Genomic DNA, 20,060 nt, shown 5'->3' on the forward strand with positions numbered 1-20,060 from the left:
GTAGCCTCCGGTCATGCCTCCGAGGTTCCGTCGCCCCGAGCCGATGACCACCTTCGAGCTCGTGCCCGACGACGAGCGCGAGGACGCGCCCGACGGTGCCCCGGACGACCGGCCCGAGGAGGGCCGCCGACACCTGGCGGACCTGCGCGACCGGGCCCTCGCCCGCTGGCGCGGCCTGTCCCGGCGAGGCCGCGCCGCCGTCGCGGCCGGTACGGCCGTCGTCGTGGTCGCCGTGGCAGGAGCTGCCGTCGCCCCGGGCCTGCTCGACGCCCGCGCCGAGCGCCTGCGCGCCGAGGCCGTGCAGGGCCTGCCCGGCGTCGTGGACGACCTGTCCGCGCCGCTCGACGTGGTCTGGTCCCTCTCGGAGGGTTCGAGCGTCGCTGCAGTCTTCTCGGGCGGCGTCCTGGCCGTCACCGACAGCGCCGGTGTCCGGGCGATCGACGCAGCGTCCGGCCACGTGGTGTGGGAGCACCCTCTCGACGACGGCGCGATGTGCGGGCCCACCCCCTGGACCCCGGTCGACTGGCGCACCCCGGTGCGGACCGTCGTCTGCGTCGAGGACCTCGACACCGTCACGGTGCTCGACGACGCCGGCACCGTGCTCGGAGAGCGAGAGCTCGACCTGTCGTCCGCATCCGACGACTCGGGCAACGCGCCGGTCTGGCCCCAGGTGCTCCCTGCGGCGGACGGCTCCGTCGCCGTCCTCGACGACCTCGCGTCGACGACCGAGTTCCCGTGGCACGAGGGCGACGACGACGCGGACGTCCTGCGCACGCTCCGGGACGCGGGCCGGGCGGACCCGACGATGCGGGTGCTGGACGCCGCCACCGGCGAGGAGCGCACCGAGGTGTCCCTCCACCTGTCCGCGGACGACATCGGCAGCTGCGGGTTCTCGGAGGGCGGCCCGGGCGGCACGGCCCTCGCGCCCCAGCCGTGGATCGACGCGACGCCGACGTCCACCGTCCTCAGCCTGTGCGGGCTCGAGCGCGCGGTGACGCCCATGGGCGACGTCGTCGACCTCGGCGACGGGGCGAGCATGCTGGCGCCGCTGCCGGGCGGCGGCTACCTCGCCCAGGGCGACGTGAGCGAGGTCCTCGACGCGCACGGCGAGCGGCTGACGGCCGTCCGTGGCCTGGCGCAGGTCCCCCTCGTGGACGCCGACCCGACAGGTCCGGTGCTCGCCGTGCGCGGCGGCGACGGGGACGCGCCGGCGCTCGCGGCGGTCGGCGCGGACGGCAGGACCGACTGGTCGTCCTCGATCGACGAGTACGCGTCGCCCGTCGCCCGCGTGGGCGACACGGTCGTCGTCGCGGGCGAGACGGCCGTCGCGGCGCTCGACGCGCGCACGGGCGAGGAGAGATGGCGCCGGACGGACGTGATCGGCGACCGCGACGCGAGCGGCAGCGCGTACGTCAGCGGGGCCGTGACGGACGGCACGCGCCTCCTGCTCGCGACCACCGGCGCGACGGTGGATGCCGACACCGGCGAGTTCGTGTCCGGCAGCCGACTCCTCGCCCTTGACCTGCGCGACGGGACCACCGTGTGGGAGCAGCCCCACGAGAGCGACCTGTGGGGGCTGTTCTCCGCAGGCGGTCACCTGGTGTCCGCCGGGAGCGTCATGTCGGGGCTCGGCCGGCCGTAGCCGCAGGCGCACCCGGGCCGATCAGGACGCCTTCCAGCTCCCGCCGTCCTTGGGGACGAGCTCGATCCACGTGCTGCCGGGGTCGAGCTCGACGGGCTCGCCGTCGCGGGTCAGCTCGACCGGGGACTTCTGGTCCTTCTTCGACCACTGCACGGACACCGTCCTGCCGGCGGACGCCAGCACCCCCTTGCCCTTCCCGATCAGCTCGGTCTGGGGGACGGGGGCCCCGGCCGGGTCCTTGTACTTCGTGTCCACCACGTCCACGGACAGCGCGAGCACGTTGGTGGCCTCGTGCCGCTTCCCCGACGACGACACCGACTCGCTCGAGCCCTCGCTGCGCAGCCACTTCTTGTCCTCCCCGGACCAGTCCCAGACGCTGCGCTGCGCCGGGCTGAGGGTCACGTCGAGAGTGGCCGCCTTCGTGCCGTCGGCCGCTGCGGTTCCGTCGCCCGCCTTGCCCGCGTACCGGAACTGGGCGGGCGGCGGCACGGTGCGCTCGTCGTCGGCCTGGTCGAGGAAGGCCTTCGGGTCCCCGACGACGTTGTGCGGCGCGGCGCGACCCGGGTCGCGGGAGAAGCCCGCGTCGCCGCGGTCCATGATGACCGACTGGGTGCCGGACTTCTCCACCGCCGCGATGAACGGCGCCTGACCGCCCGAGTAGGCGAGGATGCCGCCGAGCGGGGCGACGACGTCGGGGTCCATGGGCCGCACCGAGCGCACGGGCTCCACCGCCTTCGGGACCCGCGAGTGGTACACGGCGACGAACCGTGTGATGCCGCCCTCGACGACCTCCTCCCACACGAGGTCGGCGTCCTCGAGGCCGGTCTGCGGGCGCGCCTCCGGCGCGTTCTCGATCTTCACCGCGAGCGCCGGCCGGGCCGCCACGTCGTCCGACCGCACCCCGGTGAGCGGCCAGGCCGACGGCATCGTGGGCGACGGTGGGGCGCCCTTGTCGGCGGTGCTGCCCGGCGTCACGGTCGGCGTCGGAGACCCGCCGGACGAGCACGCCGCCAGCGCCAGGACGGCGGCGACCGTCAGCGCTGCGGCACGCCGGGTGCGGGACGGGCGGGGCGTGGCGGTCATGCGGGTCCTCCCGGGGTCACGGGCCGTGCGCGCGGTCACACGCCCTCACCGTAGGCCGGGAACGCCCCGATCCGGCGTCAACGCACCCGCCACGACCCGGTGCCGCGCGGCACGAGCTCGATCCAGAGGTTGCCCGGGTCGAGGCGGACGGGATCGCCGCCGCGGGTCTTCAGCATCAGCTTCTTGCCCGTCGACTTCTTCGACCAGGTCACGCTGAGCGCCTTGCCGCGGGTGAGGAGCACGCCCTTCCCGCGGCCCACCATCTGCGTCTCGGGCACCGGGGCGCCGCTCGGGTCGCGGTACTTCGTGTTCTTCATGGTCACGGACAGGAGCAGCACGTTCCGGGCCCGCAGCTGGCTCCCGGAGGAGATCGAGGGGGCCGAGCCGTCGAAGCGGGCGTACGTCTTCGTCTTCGACGTCCATCGCCACACGGTGCGCTGCGCCGGGGAGAGCCGGACGTCGGCGACGCGCCCCTTGCGGTCGTTCGTCGCGGCGGTCCCCTGCCCGACCTTGGCGGCGTAGTTGAATTGCGCGGGCGGCGGGGTCGCGCGGCTCTTGTTCGCCTGCTTCGCGAACGCGTTCACCGAGCCGTACACGTTGTGCGGGGCGGCCCGGTCGCCGCTGCGCCGGAAGCCGGGGTCGCCGCTGTCCATCGTCACGGACTGCACCTTGGCGCGGCCGACGGCGCGGATGAACGGCGGCTGCCCACCCGAGTAGGCGAGGATGCCGCGCATCGGGGCGACGATGGCCGGGTCCATGGGGCGCACGGACCGGACGGGCCCGACGGTGCCGGGTAGCTTCGAGTGGTAGACGGCGACGTACCGGCTGATGCCGCCCTCGACCACCTGCTCCCAGACGATGTCCGCCTGCTGCAGCCCGGACTGCGGCCGCGCCGCGGTCGAGTTCTCGATCTTCACCGCGACGGCCGGCCGGGCGGGGACCTTCTTCGTCCCGGTCAGCCTGCCGTTGAGCGGCCAGACGACGGGCTTCGGCTTCGGCTTCGGCTGGGGCTTCACCGGGTCGGGCGGTGCCGCCTTCGGCACGGAGACGTCCGGCGCGGCGGTGACGGTGGGCGGCGCGGCGGGCTCGCCGACGCCGCAGGCGGCCGTGGCCAGCAGGGCGAGCGCGACGAGCGCGCCGACGGCCCCGGTCCGGGCGCCGCGGGGCGCGCCCGCAGGCTTCGTGGGCATCCTCGGCGTCCTCCTCGACGTGCGTGCGGCCCGGGGGCTCCCGGGCCGCGACCGTGCCACCCTACGGCAGGCCCGTCACGGCCCGGACGGGCCCCGGACCGACCCGGACCGACCCGGACCGACCCGGACCTACGCTGGTGCGGTGCCCCTCGCGTCCCTGCCCCCGTCCGTCGACGCGCTCCGCGACGCCGTGCGCGCCGCGCTCGACGACGGCCCCGCCGTCGTCCCGCTGCCCCGCACGACGACGGCCCCCGTGGCGCCGGGCACGGCGCTGGTGGTGCGCACGTCCGGCTCGACGGGGACGCCGCGCGAGGTCGCGCTGCCGGCCGACGCGCTGCGCGCGTCCGCGGCGGCCACGCACGAGCGGCTCGGCGGCCCTGGTCGGTGGGTGCTGACGCTGCCGCCCACGCACGTCGCCGGCCTGCAGGTGGTGGTGCGGTCGGTGCTCGCGGGCACGCCGCTGACGGCCGCGCGGCCGGACGCGCGGTTCACGCCCGACGGCCTGGCCGACCTGCTCGCGCCGGTCCTCGACGCCGGCGACGACCCGGTGTACGTGTCGCTGGTCCCCACCCAGGTGCACCGCCTGCTCGCCGCCGCCCAGGACGGCGCGCCCCGTGGGCTGGCGGCGCTCGCCCGCTGCGCGGCGGTGCTGCTGGGCGGCGCGGCGTCCCCGCCCGCCCTGCTCTCGCGCGCCGCCGAGGCGGGGGTGCGCGTCGTGACGACCTACGGCATGTCCGAGACCGCCGGCGGCTGCGTGTACGACGGCGCGCCCCTGCGCGACGTCCGGGTCCGCGTCGTCCCTCCCGACCTGTCAGGGGAGGTGGGGGTCGTCGAGCTGGGCGGGCCCACGCTCGCGGCCGGGTACCTGGGCGACGCCGCCGCCACGGCCGCGGCGTTCCGCACCGACGCCGACGGGTCGCGCTGGTTCCGCACGTCCGACCTCGGCCGCCTCGCCCCCGACGGCACGCTGGAGGTGCTCGGCCGGGCGGACGACGTCGTCGTCACCGGCGGCGTCAACGTCGCCCCGGCGCCCGTCGAGGCGCTGGTCGGTGAGCTGCTCGGCGGCGAGGCGTGCGTCGTCGGCGTGCCCGACGCCGAGTGGGGGCAGGTGCTCGTGGCCGTGGTCGCGACCCTGGCCTCGTCGGGCGGGCCGCGGATCGCGCCCGTCGACGACGACGCGCTGGCGCGGGTCCGGTCCTCGGTGGCGACTAGGCTGGGTGCGCCGTCCGCGCCCCGCCGCGTGTACGCCGCGGCCGCGCTCCCGCTGCGCGGCCCCGGCAAGGTGGACCGCAGCGGCGTCGTCGCCCTCGTCCGCGAGCACGAGGCGCACGCCTGACCTGCTCGCGCACGCGACGCCCCGGCGCCGCACCGACGGACGGAGAACCATGGCCACGACGAGCGAGTGGATCGCCGGAGCACGCCCCCGCACCCTGCCGGCCGCGGCCGCGCCGGTGCTGATCGGGTCGGGTGCCGCGGCGGACGTCGACGCCTTCGCGTGGCTGCCCGCCGTCCTCGCGCTCGGCGTCGCGCTCGCCCTGCAGGTGGGCGTCAACTACGCCAACGACTACTCGGACGGCGTCCGCGGCACCGACGTGGACCGTGTGGGTCCGCTGCGCCTCACGGCGTCCGGCATCGCCCCGCCCCGCCGCGTCAAGGGCGCCGCGTTCGCGTCGTTCGGCGTCGCCGGGGTGCTCGGCCTGGCGCTGTGCGCCGTCAGCGGGCACTGGTGGCTGCTCGCGGTGGGCGTGCTGTGCGTGCTGGCCGCCTGGTACTACACGGGCGGCAAGCACCCGTACGGCTACGCGGGGCTCGGCGAGGTGGGCGTGTTCGTGTTCTTCGGGCTCGTCGCGACGCTCGGCACCACGTACACCCAGGCGGACACCCTCACCTGGCCGTCCGTGCTCGGCGCCGTCGGCGTCGGCATGATCGCGTGCGGCCTGCTCATGGTGAACAACGTGCGCGACATCCCGACCGACGTCGTCGCGGGCAAGCGGACCCTCGCCGTCCGCCTCGGCGACCACCGCGCCCGGCGCTGGTACGCCGCCTGCATCCTGCTGCCCGTGGTGCTGGGCATGGTGTGCGCGGCCTGGTCGCCGTGGGCGCTGCTCGTCACGGTGCTGCTGCTGCCCGCCGCGCTGCTCGTCGCCCCGGTGATCGCGGGGGCGCGCGGGCCGCTGCTCGTCAAGGTGCTCGCCGGCACCGGGATGTTCGAGCTCGCCTACGGCGTGCTGCTGGCCCTCGGCCTGGCGCTCTGACGCCTGCTCGCCCGCCGGCTCAACCGGCCGTGGGGTGCTCCCGGTCCACGACGGAGTCCTCGTAGTCGGAGTCGACGTCGTGCTTGTCGGAGCCGTCCTTGCGCCGCTGCTCCTTCTCCGCCAGCCAGCGCGCGGCGGCGTCCCGCGGCTTGCTCAGGGCGAGGTACGAGACGGCGAACGCCACGACGGCGGCGACCAGGACGAGGAGCCAGCTGCGCAGGCCGAGCAGGTAGCCGGCGCCGAGGGCGGCGACGAACAGCAGGATCCGCCAGACGGTGTACATGACGAGGGGCACGGTTCCAGGGTAGGCGCGATTCCTGAGCATCCCGACGCCGAACTAGGCTGGAGGCATGTTCGCGCGTGTGATCCTGCCCCTCCTCGTGGTGGGGCTCGCCCTGTACGCCCTTCTCGACCTGTTCGGCTCCGAGGAGGACGAGCGCGGCGGGCTCCCCCGCTGGTTGTGGGCGGTGATCATCGTGCTGCTGCCGATCTTCGGCGCCGTCGCGTGGATCGTCGTCAAGCAGTCCGCGCGCCGGGCGTCCGGCGGCCGCGGGCCGTCGTCCCGCCCCCGGCGGCCCGGCCCCTCCGGCCCGCGCCGCCCGTCCGGCCCCGTGGCGCCCGACGACGACCCCGAGTTCCTGTGGCGCCTGGAGCAGGAGAAGCGCCGCCGTGAGCGCGGCGAGTCCTAGTGCCGAGATAGAGAGGCTCCCCGCCGAGATAGAGAGGGGAGCCTCTCTATCTCGGCGGGGAGCCTCTCTATCTCGGCGGGGAGCCTCTCTATCTCGGCAGGGTTCAGGCGCCGCCGGTGGTGTCGGTGTTGAGGCCCGAGTACGAGTGCTTGCCGTTGAAGATCAGGTTCACGCCGGTGAAGTTGAACAGCACGCACAGGTAGCCGACGATGACGAACCAGGCGGCGCGGCGGCCGTCCCAGCCGCGGGTCGTGCGGGCGTGCAGGTACGCCGCGTACACGACCCAGATGACGAAGCTCCAGACCTCCTTGGGGTCCCAGCCCCAGTAGCGGCCCCAGGCGTGCTCGGCCCAGATGGCGCCGCCGATGATGGTGAAGGTCCACAGCACGAAGCCGACGGCGTTGAGGCGGAAGGACAGGGCCTCCAGCGACGTCGGGGTGGGCACGCGGTCGAGCCAGCGGAAGCCGGGGCGCTGCAGGTACGGGGACCCGGAGTCGCGGCTGTCGCGCACGAGCTGCAGCACCGAGGCCACGAACGCGACGGTGAAGATGCCGGTGGCGCTGATCGCGACGCCCACGTGGATGACCAGCCAGTAGTTCTGCAGGGCCGGCTGCACGCCCGTCGCCGCCACGTAGAAGACGTTCAGGCCGAGCACCAGGAACAGCACGGACAGGCCGGTGACGAACGCGCCGAGGAACTTGAAGTCCTTGCGCACGTTCATGCCGAGGAACACGGCGAGCGCCATGAACGACCCCACCAGCGTGAACTCGTACATGTTCGCCCAGGGGGTGCGGCCCGCGGCGAGCCCGCGCAGCACGATGGCCGCGAGGAGCAGGGCGGTGCCCAGCCAGGTGGTCGACATCGCGATGCCCGCGGCGCGACGGCGCGCGGGGGCGGACGCGCCGTCCCTGGCGCCGGGCACCGTGCTCGCAGGCGCGAGCGTGGGCCGGGACGCGGCCCCCACCGCGACGGGCGTGCGCGCCTCGGCGTGGGCCTCGGCCCGCGCCTCCGTGCGCCGGCCCAGGTCGATCGCGAACGCGACGAGCGCGATCGTGAGCGCCGTGGCGGCGCCCCAGACGAGCAGCACGCTCAGCTCGGCGATCTGCATGGTCAGTCCTCCGTGGCGGTTCTCTGGTGGTCGTCGGGATCGTCGGCGTGGCCCGGCACCGCTGCCAGGGCCTTGTCGACCTCGCGCTGCAGGCCGGCGTCGTCCCCGCGCGCGAGCCCGGCGAGCTCGACGTGCGTGACGGCCCTGCCGTCGTCGTCCGTGGTCTCCCATGATCGCACCCACACGCGGCGGCGCGGCGTGAACAGCGAGACCGCGAGGCCGGCGAGGGCCAGCAGGGAGAAGGTCAGCACCCAGGCGAGGGACGGGTCGTACCGCAGGTCGAGGGCGACGTAGCGGGGCACGTCCTGCCCCAGGGTGACGGTGCCGAGGCCGTCGGGCAGCTCGACCGTCTCCCCCGGCTTCACGAGCAGCTTGATCGTCTCGCCGTCCTCGTCCACCGACGGCGTGAGGGACGCGGTGTCGAGGCGGTACACGTTCTGCGGCACGCCGTCGTCCAGGCCCAGGTCGCCGCGGTACACCTCGAGCACCATGAGCGGGTTCTGCGGCTGCGGGAAGACGGAGCGGGCCGACCCGTCCTGGTCGACGACGGCGGTGGGCAGGAAGTAGCCGACCAGGCCGATCTGCTCCTGGCCCTCCGACACGTCCGGCACCTTCACGACGCCGCGCGACGTGTACATGGTGTCCTCGGGCAGGAACGGGACGCGGCCGGAGAACGCCATCTCGCCGGCGCCGTCCTTGACGGTGATCTCCGGGGCGAAGCCGTTGCCCTGCAGGTAGATCTTGGCGCCGTCGACCGTCAGCGGGGAGTTGACCTTGATCTGGTCGGAGTGCTGGCCGCCGTCCGGCTCGGTGACCGTCACGTGTGCGGTGAAGTCGCGCGCCTGCGCGAACGCCACGGTGTCGGAGGCGAACTCGGAGTCGAACGAGTCGAGCGTCATCGAGAACGGCGACAGCGACGCCGGCCGGAACCAGGCGCCCTTGTCGAAGGTGTCGTAGTCCACGACGGCGTTCGCGAAGCCGCGGCCCTCCGTGACGATCGCCTGGCCGCGGTAGTGCATCAGCTGGCCGAGGGCGACCGACACCAGGAGGCCCAGCAGGGCGAGGTGGAACACGAGGTTGCCGGTCTCGCGCAGGTAGCCGCGCTCCGCCGCCACCGTGCGGGTGGCCGGGCGGCCGAGCCGCGGCTCCTCCGACCCGACGTCGACCCGGAACGTGGGCAGGCGACGCAGCGGGCCGCGCAGGTGGCCGGCCACGGCCTCGACGACCTCGTCGGGAGACGCCGTCGTGCTGGTCTCGGCGGTGGCAGGGAAGCGGCCGAACCGCACCGGCGTCCGGGGCGGCCGGTTCCGCAGGTTGCGGGCGTGCGCGAGCGTGCGCGGCACGATGCAGCCCACGAGGGAGACGAACAGCAGGATGTAGATGGCCGAGAACCAGACCGAGCTGTAGACCTCGAAGAAGCCGAACCGGTCCAGCCACTCCCCCAGCGTGGGGTGGTCACCGAGGTACTCGAGCACTGCGGCGGCGTCCTGGCCGCGCTGCGGCAGCACCGAGCCGGGGACGGCCGCGACGGCGAGCAGCATGAGCAGCATGAGCGCCACGCGCATGCTCGTGAGCTGGCGCCACGTCCAGCGCAGCATGCCGCGCCAGCCCAGCGTGGGCAGGCTCGGGCCGGCGGGCCTGGCCGGCCCCTCGGCCGGGGACGAGGGCCCGGCGTCGGCGCGGCCCTCGACGAACGCGTCGTTGATGCCCTCCGGTCGGTACGTCGCCTTCTCGCTCATCACACCACCGTCACGAATCCGCCGATCCAGCCCTGGAGCTGGCTGGTCCACGTGGACCACAGCCCCGTGACCAGCGCCAGGCCGACCAGCACCAGCAGGGCGCCGCCCGCGCGCTGGATGCCCAGGCGGTGCCGGCGCAGGAAACCGAGCATGCGCTGCGAGGACTGCAGGCCGAGCGCCACGAGCAGGAACGGCACGCCCAGCCCGACGCAGTACGCGACGCCGAGCACCAGGCCGCGGCCGGCCGACGCCTGGTCGAGCGCCAGCGTCTGCACGGCCGCGAGCGTCGGGCCGATGCAAGGGGTCCAGCCGAGGCCGAACACGACGCCCAGCAGCGGCGCGCCCCACAGGCCCGCCCGGGGGCTCAGGTGCATGCGCCGCTCGCGCTGCAGGAACGGCACGGCGCCCAGGAAGGCGAGGCCCATGAGGATCACGACGACCCCGAGCACCCGCATGATCATGCCCTCCCACTGCACCAGGTAGGAGCCGATGGCCCCCGCCGCGGCCATGAACGCCACGAACACCGCGGTGAAGCCGAGGACGAAGAGGGCCACGCCGGCGACGACGCGGCGGCGGGCCGGGTCCTGGGGCATCCCGGGCCGCCCCTTCGCGCCCGTGCCGGCCGACGCGGCGGCCATGCCGCTGACGTACCCGACGTAGCCGGGCACCAGCGGCAGCACGCACGGCGAGGCGAACGACACGAGGCCGGCGATCAGCGCCACGGGCAGCGCCAGCAGCATCGAGCCGCTGAACACCGTGGTCGCGAACGTCTCGCCCATCAGGCGCCCTTCGCGCCGTCGCCCGACTCGGCGAGCACCTCGTCGACGATCGCGTCGAGCGTCGACGCCTCGGCCTGGCCGATGACGCGGGCCGCAACGCGACCCTCGGCGTCGAGCACGACGGTCGACGGCACGGCCTGCAGCGGCACGACGCCGGACAGCCTCGCCACGACCTGTCCGCTGCGGTCCTCGATCGACGGGTAGGGCACGTCGAAGGTGCGCTGGAACGAGGTGGCGGCGCCGGCCTCGTCCTCCGTGTTGATGCCGAGCACCTGCACGCCGTCGGCCTCGCGCTCGTTGGCCAGGGCGACGAGGTCGGGGGCCTCGGCGCGGCACGGCGCGCACCCGGCGTACCAGGTGTTGACCACGACGACGTCGCCGAGCCAGTCGGCGGTGCTCACCTCGTCGCCCTCGAACGACGTGCCCTCGACGGTCACGGGGTCCTCGCGGTCGCCCGCGTCCCACTGCTTCACGGAGCCGTCGCCGGAGACGAAGCCCTGCCCGACGACGTCGCCGGCGCCCGAGTCCTGGGCGCCGCACGCGGCGAGCAGGCCGAGGCCGAGGACGGCGCCGACGGCGGCGGAGGCGCGCCGGAGCACGCGCGATCGGACGGTGCGCATCATGCCCCCGGCACGGGGTCGGCGCCGGCGAGCAGGTCGGCGGCGGGCTCGGTGTAGTGCAGGCCCACGAACGTCTCGCCGTCGAACGTCAGCGACGTCATCGACGCGAGGGCGCACTGACGACGGCGCGGGTCGTGCGCCAGGGAGCCGCCCTCGTACGACCGGCGCGTGACCCACACCGGGAGCTGATGGCTGACCAGCACGACCTCGTGGCCCTCGTAGGCGCGACGCGCGTCGTCCACGGCGGCACGCATCCGGGTCACCTGGTCCGCGTACGGCTCGCCCCACGACGGGCGCAGCGGGTTCCACAGGTAGCGCCAGTACTTCGGGTTGGCGAGCTGCCCCGGGTTCTTCCCGATCGTCGTGCCCTCGAAGTGGTTCCCCGCCTCGACGAGCCGGTGGTCGGTGGCGAGCGTCAGGCCGAAGGCCTCGGCCGTGGGCGTCGCGGTCTCCTGCGCACGTTGCAGCGGGGAGGCGACGACGGCGACGACGTCGCGGCCCGCGCCGGACAGGTGCTGCGCCACGCGGCGCGCCATCGCCTGGCCGCGGTCGGACAGGCGGTAGCCGGGGATGCGCCCGTAGAGGACGCCGTCCGGGTTGTGGACCTCGCCGTGCCGTACGAGATGGACGGTGGTGGTGGCCATGGGTCCCAGTGTCCCAGAACTCCGGGGTACCCAGGTCCCGTCCAGCCAAGCGTGACGGCGCTCACGTCAGGGGGCCGCCGGCCCCCTGGCCGCGTCCGCCACCTTCGCCATGGCGCGGCCCAGGGTCGCGAACTCCTCGGGGGTGAGGGCATCCACCAGCAGGCGACGGACGGCGGTGACGTGGCCGGGTGCGGCATCGACGAGCGCCGCGTACCCGGCGTCGGTCATGACGCAGTTCACGCCGCGACGGTCGCCCGGCACCGGCGTGCGGACCACGAGCCCGCGCCGCTCCATGCGGTCGACCGTGTGCGTCAGGCGGCTGCGCGACAGCGCGAGGAAGTCCGCGAGCGCCGACATCCGGAGCGTCCGTCCCGGCGCCTCGGAGAGCTGCACCAGCAGGTGGTACTCGCCGAGCGTGACGGGCAGCCCTTGGTCATGGGCGTCCCCGAGCGCCTCGAAGAAGCGGGACGTCCCCTCGAGGAACCGTCGCCATGCCCACTGCTGCTCCACGTCGAGCCAGCGCACGTCCGCCCGGCCCTCGTCGTCGCGCTCCCGCGCACTCGTCGCACCCACGGGAATAGGTTACGAGAGCGCCGCGTTCCACCCCTCGTGACGATAGTTGATTCATCAACTATCTTGGTGAACGTCAGCACGACCCAACCCGAGGGAGACACCATGACCGCGCTGCCCGCAGGCCTGACCGCCGGTACCTACGCCATCGACACCGCCCACTCGACCGCCTCGTTCTCCGTGCGCCACGCCGGGATCGCCAAGGTGCGCGGCACGATCGCCATCGCGTCCGGCGCGATCACCGTGGGTGACGACCTCGAGTCCACGGCCGTCACCGCGGAGCTCGACGCCGCGTCGGTCAACACGGGCGACGAGAACCGCGACGGCCACCTGAAGAGCGCCGACTTCTGGCACGCCGAGGAGAAGCCGGTCTGGTCCTTCGCGTCCAAGGGCATCTCCACCGACGGTGACGACTACACGATCACCGGCGACCTCACGATCAACGGCGTCACCAACTCGATCGAGCTGCCGACCGAGTTCACCGGCACCGCCACCGACCCCTTCGGCAACCCGCGCGCGGGCTTCGAGTCCGAGATCGAGATCTCGCGCAAGGACTACGGCCTGACCTGGAACGCCGCGCTCGAGACCGGCGGCGTCCTCGTGGGCGACAAGGTCAAGATCGCCCTCGACGTCTCGGCCATCAAGCAGAGCTGACCCTCGCCGAGATAGAGAAGCCAGACCCGCGAGATAGAGAAGCCCGGACGGGGCCGCACCCGCTGCGGCCCCGTCCGGGCTTCTCTATCTCGCGGGTCTGGCTTCTCTATCTCGGGGTGCCGTTGGTCGCCGCACGGGCCGCGGCGTGGAACGCGAGGATCTGCAGCTCGCCGGCCACGTCCACCGAGCGCACGACGACGTCGTCGGGCAGCTGCAGCGCCACCGGCGCGAAGGACAGGATCTCCCGCACCCCGCACGCCACGATCCGCTCGGCGATGGCCTGCGCCACCGGCCCGGGGGTCGCCAGCACCACCATCGACACGCCGGTGCGCGCGAGCACGTCCTCCAGCGCGTCGACGTGCTCGATCGTCAGCCCGGCCGCGGAGTTCCCGACCACCTGAGGGTCGGCGTCCAGCAGCGCCACCACCTGGAACCCGCGGGCCGCGTAGCCCGAGTAGTTCGCCAGGGCGTGGCCCAGGTTGCCGATGCCGACGATCGCCAGCCGGTGCTCGGACCCGAGCCCCAGCGCCGTCGCGATGTACTGCGCCAGCGACTGCACGTCGTAGCCCACGCCGCGCGTGCCGAACGACCCGAGGTAGGACAGGTCCTTGCGCAGCTGCGCCGACCCCACCCCCGACCGCTCCGCCAGCTCCGACGACGACGTCGTCGTCACACCGCCCTCCGCCAGGTCGCGCAGGGCGCGCAGGTAGTAGGGCAGCCTCGCCACCGTCGCGGCCGGCACCGTCGCCTCACCGAGCTCGATCACTGCTGGATCACCCTGTCGTCCTCTCCCGGGCTCAGCGGGCCAGCCGGCGCGCCAGCCGCGCGCCGTCCACCCGCCAGAAGCCCTGCTGCACGCCGTCCACCTCGACGACGGGCACGTAGTCCCCGTACTTGCCCACCAGGTCCCCGCCGGGGCCGTCGACGTCGATGTCGACCTCCCGGAAGGTCTCGCCCGCGGCCCCGCACACGTCCGCGACCACCACCCGAGCCTCCTCGCACAGGTGGCAGCCGGCACGCGTGTACAGGAGCACCCGGGGTTCGCCTTCGGATCCCTGCGGCATGCTCACCTGCCAAGACTAGCGGCGCCGATACAGTGGGCCGCATGCCGTCGCCTGCCGAGTCGTCCCCGCCGGCGCGCGCCGCAGCCTTCTTCGACGTCGACAACACCATCATCCGGGGCGCCAGCGCCTTCCACCTGGCGCGCGCCCTGTACCAGCGCCGGTTCTTCGGCACCCGCGACCTGCTGCGGTTCGCGCTGATCCAGGCGAAGTACCTGGTGTTCGGCGAGTCCCGCTCCCAGATCGAGACCGTGCGCAGCCGCGCCCTGTCGCTCATCGCCGGGCGCTCGGTGGCGGAGATCACGGCCGTGGGCGAGGACGTGTACGACACCGTGCTCGAGCTGCGCATCTTCCCGGGCACCAAGCGGCTGCTCGACGAGCACCTCGCCGCCGGCGACCAGGTGTGGCTCGTGACCGCCACGCCGGTCGAGATCGGCGGGCTCATCGCGCGCCGACTCGGCGCCACGGGGTGCCTCGGCACGATCGCCGAGCACTCCGGGGGTTTCTACACCGGCCGCCTCATCGGTGACCTCATGCACGGGGAGGCCAAGGGCGCCGCCGTCCGCGAGCTCGCCGAGCGCGAGGGCATCGACCTGTCCGCCTCCTACGCGTACGGCGACTCCCTCAACGACCTGCCGATGATGCGCACCGTCGGGCACCCCTGCCCCATCAACCCCGACGCCCGCCTGCGCCGGCACGCCAAGGAGGTCGGCTGGCCCATCCGCGAGTTCCGCGGCCGCGGACGGCGCGTGGCCGGGCGCGGGATGAAGACGGCGTCGTGGGCCGGCGCCGCCTGGGTCGCCGGCCTCGTGCTCCGCAGCATCCGGCGGCGGCTGCAGGGCCGCTGACCGCCCCTCGCGCCGGCCGGGAACAGCGAACGGGCCCGGCACCACCGTGGAGGTGCCGGGCCCGTTCGCGCACGCTGTCCGCCGTCAGGCGGACGGCGTCACTTCTTGTTGCGACGCTGGTGACGCGTCTTCCGCAGCAGCTTGCGGTGCTTCTTCTTCGCCATGCGCTTGCGGCGCTTCTTGATGACGGAGCCCATGAGGTCCTCACAATGCTTGTCGGTCGGTGGAACACGGTTGGTCCCAGGAGCCCTGTCTCCAGGAGCAGCCGACCAACGCGGAAAAGTCCGTCCCCCAGGGTACCCGATGCCCGGCGCCCTCCCGACCGGCGCCCGTCCGACCGGCGCCGTGACGTCAGTCGCGGTACGGGTCGAGGCCCCACACGGGGAACACGTGCCGCCGGGTGGCGAGGACCGCGCGGTCGACGTCGTCGGCCGGGTCGTAGCCGTCCGACCAGGGCCGCCACTCGACGTCGCCGCTGCCCAGGCGCTCGGCCGGGTCCAGCCCGGACAGCTCCTCCACCTCCCGCCGCCAGGACTCCGGCAGCTCGATGCCGATCGCCAGGGGCGCGTGCGCCGCCTCCGCCACCAGGCTCGCCCACACCAGCGGCACCACGTCGACCACCGCGTACCCGCCGCCGCCGAGGGCGACCCAGCGGCCGTCGGCCAGCTCGTGCGCGAGCTCGTGCACCCAGCGCGCTGCGGTCCGCTGCGCGCCCACGCCCACGTTCAGGTCGGTGAGCGGGTCGTTGCCGTGCGCGTCGCAGCCGTGCTGCGACACGATCACCTGCGGGCGGAACTCGCGCACCACCGCGGGCACGACGGCGTCCACCGCGCGCAGCCAGTGCGCGCCGTCGGTGCGCGGCGGCAGCGCCACGTTCACCGCGGTGCCCTGCGCCGCCGTCCCGCCCGTGTCGCCGGCGTTCCCGCTGCCCGGGAAGAGCGTGTGCCCGTCCTGGTGCACGGAGACTGTGAGCACCCGCGGGTCGTCCCAGAAGATCGCCTCGACGCCGTCGCCGTGATGGGCGTCCAGGTCGACGTACGCGACCCGCTCGGCCCCGAGGTCGAGCAGGCGCTGCACGGCCGCCGCGGCGTCGTTGTAGATGCAGAAGCCGGACGCCGCGCCGCGCTGGGCGTGGTGCATGCCGCCCGCGATGTTCACGCCGTGGGCCACGTGCCCCGACCAGACCGACTCCGCCGCGTCCACCGACGCCGCCACGAGGCGCGCCGCGGCCTCGTGCATCGCCGGGAACACCGGGTCGTCCTCCGTGCCGAGACCGCGCGCCGGGTCGGCGGTGCCGTCGGCGGCCGCGCGACGCACCGCCGCGACGTAGGCGGCGTCGTGCACCGTCTCGATGAGCGCGTCGGGGGCGGGCTCGACGTCCGCGAGCTCCAGCGTGGGCTCGTCGAGCAGACCGAGCTCCGCCACGAGCCGCATCGTGAGGTCGAGGCGGGCGGGCGCCATGGGGTGCCCGGGGCCGAAGTCGTAACGCAGGAGCTCGGGGCTCCACAGCAGCCGGGCGACGCGCATCCCGTCACGGTAGCCGACGCCGTGGCAGGCTGTGCCCAGCGACTGAGGGGCGGAAGGGGACAGGGTGCCGGGGAGCTGGGGCGGTCGCGCGCTCGCGCTGCGCGGATGGGCCAACCGCGCAGCCCGCGAGTACCCCGCCCGGCTCGCGATGACGGTCTTCGCGGCCGTCATCACCGTCATCTGGCTGCTGCTCCTCACCCCCTGGGCGACGGCGTCCGGCCGCGGCGCCTCCGTCGTCGACGCCCTCTTCACGGCGACGTCGGCCGTCTGCGTCACGGGCCTCGTGGTGCAGGACACCGCGACCTACTGGTCGGAGTTCGGGCACGTCGTCATCCTCGTGGGCATCAAGGTGGGCGGCCTGGGCGTGATGACGCTCGCCTCGCTGCTGGGCCTCGCCGTCTCGCGGCGGCTCGGCCTCACGCAGAAGCTCCTCACCGCCTCCGAGACGAAGACGGAACGGCTCGGCGAGGTCGGCGCCCTCCTGCAGACGATCATCGTCACCGCCACGAGCATCGAGCTGGCTCTCTCGCTGCTGCTGTTCCCCCGGTTCCTCGTCCTCGGCGACGACGCCGGGACGGCCGCGTGGCACGCCCTGTTCTACGGCATCTCGTCGTTCAACAACGCCGGCTTCGTGCCCACCCCGGACGGCCTGCTCCCCTTCGCGTCGGACTGGTTCGTGCTGGTGCCGATCGCGCTGGGCGTGTTCATCGGCTCGCTCGGCTTCCCCGTCATCCTCAACGTGATCACCAACCGTCGGCGCAAGCACAAGCACTGGGTGCGGGCCCTGTCGCTGCACACCAAGCTCACCGTGACCACGAGCCTCGCGCTCCTCGTGTCCGGGGCGATCCTCATCGGCGCGCTGGAGTGGAACAACCCCGCCACCTTCGGCGAGCAGAGCTTCTCCACCAAGATCCTGTCGTCGGTCTTCGCGTCGGTGATGCCGCGGTCGGCCGGGTTCAGCTCCGTGCCCGTGCACGAGATGACCCAGGAGACCTGGCTGCTCACGGACGCCCTGATGTTCGTGGGCGGCGGCTCGGCGTCGACCGCGGGCGGCATCAAGGTCACGACGTTCGCCGTCATGCTGCTCGCGATCGTCGCCGAGGCACGCGGCGACGCCGACACCGAGGTGTTCGGCCGGCGCATCCCCCGCGACACCCTGCGGCTGTCCATCGCGGTGGTCTTCGTCGGCGCCACCGCCGTGCTCGTGTCGTGCCTCGCGCTGCTGCGCATGACCGACCTGCGGCTCTCCGAGGCGCTGTTCGAGGTGATCTCCGCCTACGCCACGGTGGGCCTGTCCACCGGCGTCACCGCGTCCCTGCCCGACGGCGCGAAGTACCTGCTCGCGGGTCTCATGTTCGTCGGGCGCGTGGGCGTCATCTCGCTGCTCGGCGCACTGGCCCTGCGCGACCGGCGACGCATCGTACGCTTCCCCGAGGAACGCCCGATCATCGGGTGACCCGTACCGACGACCCGGCCGGCGACCCGGCCGACAGAGGAGAACCGTGGCGGACAAGAAGGCACCCGCGCGCGACGCGGGCGTGCTCGTGATCGGCCTGGGCCGCTTCGGCTCCTCGCTCGCGACGGTGCTGGACCGCCTCGGTCAGGACGTGCTCGCCGTCGAGCGCGACGAGAAGCTCGTCGCGCAGTGGTCCGGTCGTCTGCCCCTGGTCGAGGCGGACGCCTCGGAGTCGGAGGCCCTGGTCCAGCTCGGCGCCAAGGACTTCGGCGTCGCCGTGGTCGGCGTCGGCACGGAGCTCGAGGCGTCGGTGCTCATCACCGCCAACCTGGTGGACCTCGGCACGCCGCAGATCTGGGCCAAGGCGATCTCCGCGGAGCACGGCCGCATCCTCACCCGCATCGGCGCGCACCACGTCGTCTACCCCGAGGCCGACGCCGGCTCCCGCGTGGCGCACCTCGTGAGCGGCAAGATGCTCGACTACATCGAGGTGGAGGACGGCTTCACCATCGTCAAGATGCGGCCGCCGAAGGAGATGCAGGGCTTCACGCTCGCCCAGTCGGACATCCGCAAGCGGTACGGCGTCACCGTCATCGGCGTGAAGTCGCCCGGCGTGGAGTTCCAGTACGCGACGCCCGAGACGCGCGTGAGCGCGAACGACCTGCTCGTCTGCTCCGGCCACGCCGACCTGCTGGAGCGGTTCTCCGCGCGGCCCTGACCCGGGCCGGTGTTCGGCGACCGTTCACGAGGACGCCACCGCCCGGCCAACGGCGCCCGGCACGCTCGGGGTCCATGCGACCCCCCCGACGCGCCCTGCCGGCGCTGCTGCTTCTCCCCGCCCTCGCCGTCGTGCCCGCGTCCACGGCGTGGGGCCACGGGCCCGGTCACGGCCACGACCGCCCCGGTCGCGACGTCGCGACCGTGACGACCGACGTCGAGACGCCCCCGCTGTACGACGACGAGGACGGCGGCGCCGCGTCCGGCGACGACCCGGCGATCTGGGTGCACCCGGGCGGCTCCCGGGACTCGCTGGTCCTCGCGACCGCCAAGGAGGGCGGCCTGCGCGTGTACGACACGGCCGGCCACGAGCTGCAGGCGCTGGCCGCGGACCCGGCGCCGCGGGCGGACGGCGTCGCCGGCCGGTACAACAACGTGGACCTCGCCTACGGCCTGCGCGTGGGCGGCGAGACCGTGGACGTCGCCGTGGTGTCCGACCGGTACAACGACCAGCTCCGGTTCTTCGCGGTCGACCCGGAGGGCGCCGGCGCCGACGTGCCGCTCACCGAGATCACCGCCGCCGAGCAGGGCTTCCTCTTCCAGCCCGACCGGGCGGGCGTCGACTCCGAGCACACCGCGTACGGGCTGGCGGTGTGGCAGCCCCGCGACGGCGCGGCGTACGCGGTCGTCACGCAGGAGGGCACGACGGCGGTCGCGACCGCCCGCCTCGTCCCGCGCGCCGACGGCACGGTCGGCTACACGGACGTCGACCACCTCGACCTGCCCGCGTCGTTCGGCCTGCCCGACGGCAGCGCGTGGACGCCGTGCGAGGAGCCGGGCGTGGGGCCGCAGCTCGAGGGGCTCTCCGTCGACCAGCGCACCGGCACCCTGTACGCCGCGCAGGAGGACGTCGGCCTGTGGCGCCTGCCGCTGCCGCTGGGGTCCGGCGAGCCGCGGCTCGTCGACACGGTCACCGACTTCGGCGTCGAGGACGCCTACGACCCCGAGACCGAGGAGTGCTCCCCCGCCGACGGCTCGTCGGAGGAGGCCGCCGTCGCCGCGAACCCGTTCGGCGGCGACCTGCTCACCGCCGATGCCGAGGGGGTCGACGTCTACCACGGGTCCGGCCGCGCGGGGTACGTCATCGTGTCCAGCCAGGGCGACGACACCTATGCCGTCTACTCCACGACGGGCCGCAACAAGGCCGTCGGCTCCTTCCGCGTCGCGGGGACGGACGGCGTGGACGAGGTCGACGGCTCCGACGGCCTGGCCGTGACGAACCGCCCCGTCGGCCCGTACCGCCAGGGCCTGCTCGTCACCCACGACGAGCCGGAGACCGGCGCCGACGTCGAGCCGGGCCGCGGCGACGCCACCGGGTTCTCGTACGTCGCCTGGGACGACGTCGCCGACGAGCTCGGGCTCGTCGTCAGCACCCGCGCCGGCAACGACCCGCGCTTCCGCTGACCACCGCGCGAGCG

At 74.1% G+C, this 20,060-nt stretch carries 22 protein-coding genes; 9 read left to right on the forward strand and 13 right to left on the reverse strand.

Going from position 1 to position 20,060, the window contains the following annotated elements; translation table 11 throughout:
- The first annotated feature begins 13 nt into the window (after positions 1-13).
- Positions 14-1,642: an outer membrane protein assembly factor BamB family protein gene (locus ACQP6G_RS13625; protein ID WP_429764950.1), complete on the forward strand. Its 1,629-nt coding sequence runs from the start codon at positions 14-16 to the stop codon at positions 1,640-1,642.
- Positions 1,643-1,663: 21 nt separating this feature from the next.
- On the opposite strand, the gene ACQP6G_RS13630 is transcribed toward ACQP6G_RS13625, so the two are convergent.
- Positions 1,664-2,725, reverse strand: coding sequence for a DUF3048 domain-containing protein (locus ACQP6G_RS13630; RefSeq protein WP_429764951.1), 1,062 nt, complete (start codon positions 2,723-2,725; stop codon positions 1,664-1,666).
- 77 nt (positions 2,726-2,802) lie between these two features.
- Positions 2,803-3,915 carry a DUF3048 domain-containing protein gene (locus ACQP6G_RS13635; protein WP_429764952.1) on the reverse strand — a complete coding sequence of 371 codons (1,113 nt, stop codon included), beginning with the start codon at positions 3,913-3,915 and terminating at the stop codon, positions 2,803-2,805.
- A gap of 142 nt (positions 3,916-4,057) precedes the next feature.
- On the opposite strand from ACQP6G_RS13635, the gene ACQP6G_RS13640 reads away from it, so the two are divergent.
- Complete coding sequence (locus ACQP6G_RS13640; RefSeq protein WP_429764953.1) at positions 4,058-5,251, forward strand: AMP-binding protein; 1,194 nt, start codon at positions 4,058-4,060, stop codon at positions 5,249-5,251.
- A gap of 49 nt (positions 5,252-5,300) precedes the next feature.
- A complete protein-coding gene (locus ACQP6G_RS13645; RefSeq protein WP_429764954.1) occupies positions 5,301-6,170 on the forward strand; it encodes a 1,4-dihydroxy-2-naphthoate polyprenyltransferase in 870 nt (289 codons plus the stop codon).
- 19 nt (positions 6,171-6,189) lie between these two features.
- Here the strand turns inward: ACQP6G_RS13645 and ACQP6G_RS13650 are convergent, their stop codons facing one another.
- The gene (locus tag ACQP6G_RS13650; protein ID WP_429764956.1) at positions 6,190-6,465 is read right to left on the reverse strand and encodes a DUF4229 domain-containing protein; all 276 of its coding nucleotides are present in this window, start codon (positions 6,463-6,465) and stop codon (positions 6,190-6,192) included.
- Between the two features lie 55 nt (positions 6,466-6,520).
- On the opposite strand from ACQP6G_RS13650, the gene ACQP6G_RS13655 reads away from it, so the two are divergent.
- The gene (locus ACQP6G_RS13655; RefSeq protein ID WP_429764957.1) at positions 6,521-6,859 is read left to right on the forward strand and encodes a PLD nuclease N-terminal domain-containing protein; all 339 of its coding nucleotides are present in this window, start codon (positions 6,521-6,523) and stop codon (positions 6,857-6,859) included.
- A gap of 103 nt (positions 6,860-6,962) precedes the next feature.
- Here ACQP6G_RS13655 and ccsB read toward each other — a convergent pair whose 3' ends face one another.
- The 6 genes from ccsB to ACQP6G_RS13685 all read right to left on the reverse strand — a co-directional run bounded on the left by ccsB (position 6,963) and on the right by ACQP6G_RS13685 (position 12,322).
- On the reverse strand, positions 6,963-7,967 hold the full coding sequence (ccsB, locus tag ACQP6G_RS13660; RefSeq protein ID WP_429764958.1) for a c-type cytochrome biogenesis protein CcsB: 1,005 nt from the start codon (positions 7,965-7,967) through the stop codon (positions 6,963-6,965).
- A gap of 2 nt (positions 7,968-7,969) precedes the next feature.
- The gene (resB, locus tag ACQP6G_RS13665) at positions 7,970-9,706 is read right to left on the reverse strand and encodes a cytochrome c biogenesis protein ResB (RefSeq protein ID WP_429764959.1); all 1,737 of its coding nucleotides are present in this window, start codon (positions 9,704-9,706) and stop codon (positions 7,970-7,972) included.
- On the reverse strand, positions 9,706-10,485 hold the full coding sequence (locus ACQP6G_RS13670) for a cytochrome c biogenesis CcdA family protein (RefSeq protein WP_429764961.1): 780 nt from the start codon (positions 10,483-10,485) through the stop codon (positions 9,706-9,708). Before ACQP6G_RS13670 ends, resB begins: the two co-directional genes overlap by 1 nt.
- The gene (locus ACQP6G_RS13675; RefSeq protein WP_429764963.1) at positions 10,485-11,105 is read right to left on the reverse strand and encodes a TlpA family protein disulfide reductase; all 621 of its coding nucleotides are present in this window, start codon (positions 11,103-11,105) and stop codon (positions 10,485-10,487) included. The genes ACQP6G_RS13670 and ACQP6G_RS13675 overlap by 1 nt, the downstream gene beginning before the upstream one ends.
- On the reverse strand, positions 11,105-11,749 hold the full coding sequence (locus ACQP6G_RS13680) for a histidine phosphatase family protein (protein WP_429764964.1): 645 nt from the start codon (positions 11,747-11,749) through the stop codon (positions 11,105-11,107). The genes ACQP6G_RS13675 and ACQP6G_RS13680 overlap by 1 nt, the downstream gene beginning before the upstream one ends.
- Before the next feature lie 66 nt (positions 11,750-11,815).
- Positions 11,816-12,322 (reverse strand): MarR family winged helix-turn-helix transcriptional regulator, encoded by a 507-nt coding sequence (locus ACQP6G_RS13685; RefSeq protein WP_429764965.1) that lies wholly within the window; start codon positions 12,320-12,322, stop codon positions 11,816-11,818.
- A 102-nt stretch (positions 12,323-12,424) separates the two neighbouring features.
- Here ACQP6G_RS13685 and ACQP6G_RS13690 point away from each other — a divergent pair, with 102 nt between their 5' ends.
- Positions 12,425-12,973 (forward strand): YceI family protein, encoded by a 549-nt coding sequence (locus ACQP6G_RS13690; protein WP_429764966.1) that lies wholly within the window; start codon positions 12,425-12,427, stop codon positions 12,971-12,973.
- A 106-nt stretch (positions 12,974-13,079) separates the two neighbouring features.
- On the opposite strand, the gene ACQP6G_RS13695 is transcribed toward ACQP6G_RS13690, so the two are convergent.
- Positions 13,080-13,739, reverse strand: a complete 660-nt coding sequence (locus ACQP6G_RS13695) for a redox-sensing transcriptional repressor Rex (RefSeq protein ID WP_429764967.1) — start codon at positions 13,737-13,739, stop codon at positions 13,080-13,082.
- A gap of 31 nt (positions 13,740-13,770) precedes the next feature.
- Entirely contained in the window at positions 13,771-14,037 is a 267-nt protein-coding gene (locus ACQP6G_RS13700) for a glutaredoxin family protein (RefSeq protein WP_429765197.1), read from the reverse strand.
- A gap of 41 nt (positions 14,038-14,078) precedes the next feature.
- On the opposite strand from ACQP6G_RS13700, the gene ACQP6G_RS13705 reads away from it, so the two are divergent.
- Entirely contained in the window at positions 14,079-14,882 is an 804-nt protein-coding gene (locus tag ACQP6G_RS13705; RefSeq protein ID WP_429764969.1) for an HAD family hydrolase, read from the forward strand.
- A gap of 98 nt (positions 14,883-14,980) precedes the next feature.
- On the opposite strand, the gene ACQP6G_RS13710 is transcribed toward ACQP6G_RS13705, so the two are convergent.
- Together ACQP6G_RS13710 and ACQP6G_RS13715 are read right to left on the reverse strand one after the other, a co-directional pair.
- A complete protein-coding gene (locus ACQP6G_RS13710; protein WP_003792170.1) occupies positions 14,981-15,079 on the reverse strand; it encodes a 30S ribosomal protein bS22 in 99 nt (32 codons plus the stop codon).
- A 154-nt stretch (positions 15,080-15,233) separates the two neighbouring features.
- Positions 15,234-16,409, reverse strand: a complete 1,176-nt coding sequence (locus ACQP6G_RS13715) for an acetoin utilization protein AcuC (protein WP_429764970.1) — start codon at positions 16,407-16,409, stop codon at positions 15,234-15,236.
- Between the two features lie 64 nt (positions 16,410-16,473).
- On the opposite strand from ACQP6G_RS13715, the gene ACQP6G_RS13720 reads away from it, so the two are divergent.
- From ACQP6G_RS13720 to ACQP6G_RS13730, 3 genes are all read left to right on the forward strand, one after another.
- Positions 16,474-17,865 carry a TrkH family potassium uptake protein gene (locus ACQP6G_RS13720; RefSeq protein ID WP_429764972.1) on the forward strand — a complete coding sequence of 464 codons (1,392 nt, stop codon included), beginning with the start codon at positions 16,474-16,476 and terminating at the stop codon, positions 17,863-17,865.
- 46 nt (positions 17,866-17,911) lie between these two features.
- Positions 17,912-18,583 carry a potassium channel family protein gene (locus tag ACQP6G_RS13725; RefSeq protein ID WP_429764974.1) on the forward strand — a complete coding sequence of 224 codons (672 nt, stop codon included), beginning with the start codon at positions 17,912-17,914 and terminating at the stop codon, positions 18,581-18,583.
- A 74-nt stretch (positions 18,584-18,657) separates the two neighbouring features.
- Positions 18,658-20,046 (forward strand): phytase, encoded by a 1,389-nt coding sequence (locus tag ACQP6G_RS13730; protein WP_429764975.1) that lies wholly within the window; start codon positions 18,658-18,660, stop codon positions 20,044-20,046.
- The last annotated feature ends 14 nt before the right edge of the window (positions 20,047-20,060 follow it).

The organism is Isoptericola nanjingensis, from assembly GCF_050311635.1.
Classification (GTDB): Bacteria; Actinomycetota; Actinomycetes; order Actinomycetales; family Cellulomonadaceae; genus Isoptericola; species Isoptericola nanjingensis.

What these genes read in the sequence shown, in the direction of transcription:
- ACQP6G_RS13625 (WP_429764950.1), top strand. Translation starts at nt 14, where the DNA reads ATGCCTCCGAGGTTCCGTCGCCCCGAGCCGATGACCACCTTCGAGCTC.
- ACQP6G_RS13630 (WP_429764951.1), bottom strand. Translation starts at nt 2,725, where the DNA reads ATGACCGCCACGCCCCGCCCGTCCCGCACCCGGCGTGCCGCAGCGCTG.
- ACQP6G_RS13635 (WP_429764952.1), bottom strand. Translation starts at nt 3,915, where the DNA reads ATGCCCACGAAGCCTGCGGGCGCGCCCCGCGGCGCCCGGACCGGGGCC.
- ACQP6G_RS13645 (WP_429764954.1), top strand. Translation starts at nt 5,301, where the DNA reads ATGGCCACGACGAGCGAGTGGATCGCCGGAGCACGCCCCCGCACCCTG.
- ACQP6G_RS13655 (WP_429764957.1), top strand. Translation starts at nt 6,521, where the DNA reads ATGTTCGCGCGTGTGATCCTGCCCCTCCTCGTGGTGGGGCTCGCCCTG.
- ccsB (WP_429764958.1), bottom strand. Translation starts at nt 7,967, where the DNA reads ATGCAGATCGCCGAGCTGAGCGTGCTGCTCGTCTGGGGCGCCGCCACG.
- resB (WP_429764959.1), bottom strand. Translation starts at nt 9,706, where the DNA reads ATGAGCGAGAAGGCGACGTACCGACCGGAGGGCATCAACGACGCGTTC.
- ACQP6G_RS13670 (WP_429764961.1), bottom strand. Translation starts at nt 10,485, where the DNA reads ATGGGCGAGACGTTCGCGACCACGGTGTTCAGCGGCTCGATGCTGCTG.
- ACQP6G_RS13675 (WP_429764963.1), bottom strand. Translation starts at nt 11,105, where the DNA reads ATGCGCACCGTCCGATCGCGCGTGCTCCGGCGCGCCTCCGCCGCCGTC.
- ACQP6G_RS13680 (WP_429764964.1), bottom strand. Translation starts at nt 11,749, where the DNA reads ATGGCCACCACCACCGTCCATCTCGTACGGCACGGCGAGGTCCACAAC.
- ACQP6G_RS13690 (WP_429764966.1), top strand. Translation starts at nt 12,425, where the DNA reads ATGACCGCGCTGCCCGCAGGCCTGACCGCCGGTACCTACGCCATCGAC.
- ACQP6G_RS13700 (WP_429765197.1), bottom strand. Translation starts at nt 14,037, where the DNA reads ATGCCGCAGGGATCCGAAGGCGAACCCCGGGTGCTCCTGTACACGCGT.
- ACQP6G_RS13705 (WP_429764969.1), top strand. Translation starts at nt 14,079, where the DNA reads ATGCCGTCGCCTGCCGAGTCGTCCCCGCCGGCGCGCGCCGCAGCCTTC.
- ACQP6G_RS13710 (WP_003792170.1), bottom strand. Translation starts at nt 15,079, where the DNA reads ATGGGCTCCGTCATCAAGAAGCGCCGCAAGCGCATGGCGAAGAAGAAG.
- ACQP6G_RS13715 (WP_429764970.1), bottom strand. Translation starts at nt 16,409, where the DNA reads ATGCGCGTCGCCCGGCTGCTGTGGAGCCCCGAGCTCCTGCGTTACGAC.
- ACQP6G_RS13730 (WP_429764975.1), top strand. Translation starts at nt 18,658, where the DNA reads ATGCGACCCCCCCGACGCGCCCTGCCGGCGCTGCTGCTTCTCCCCGCC.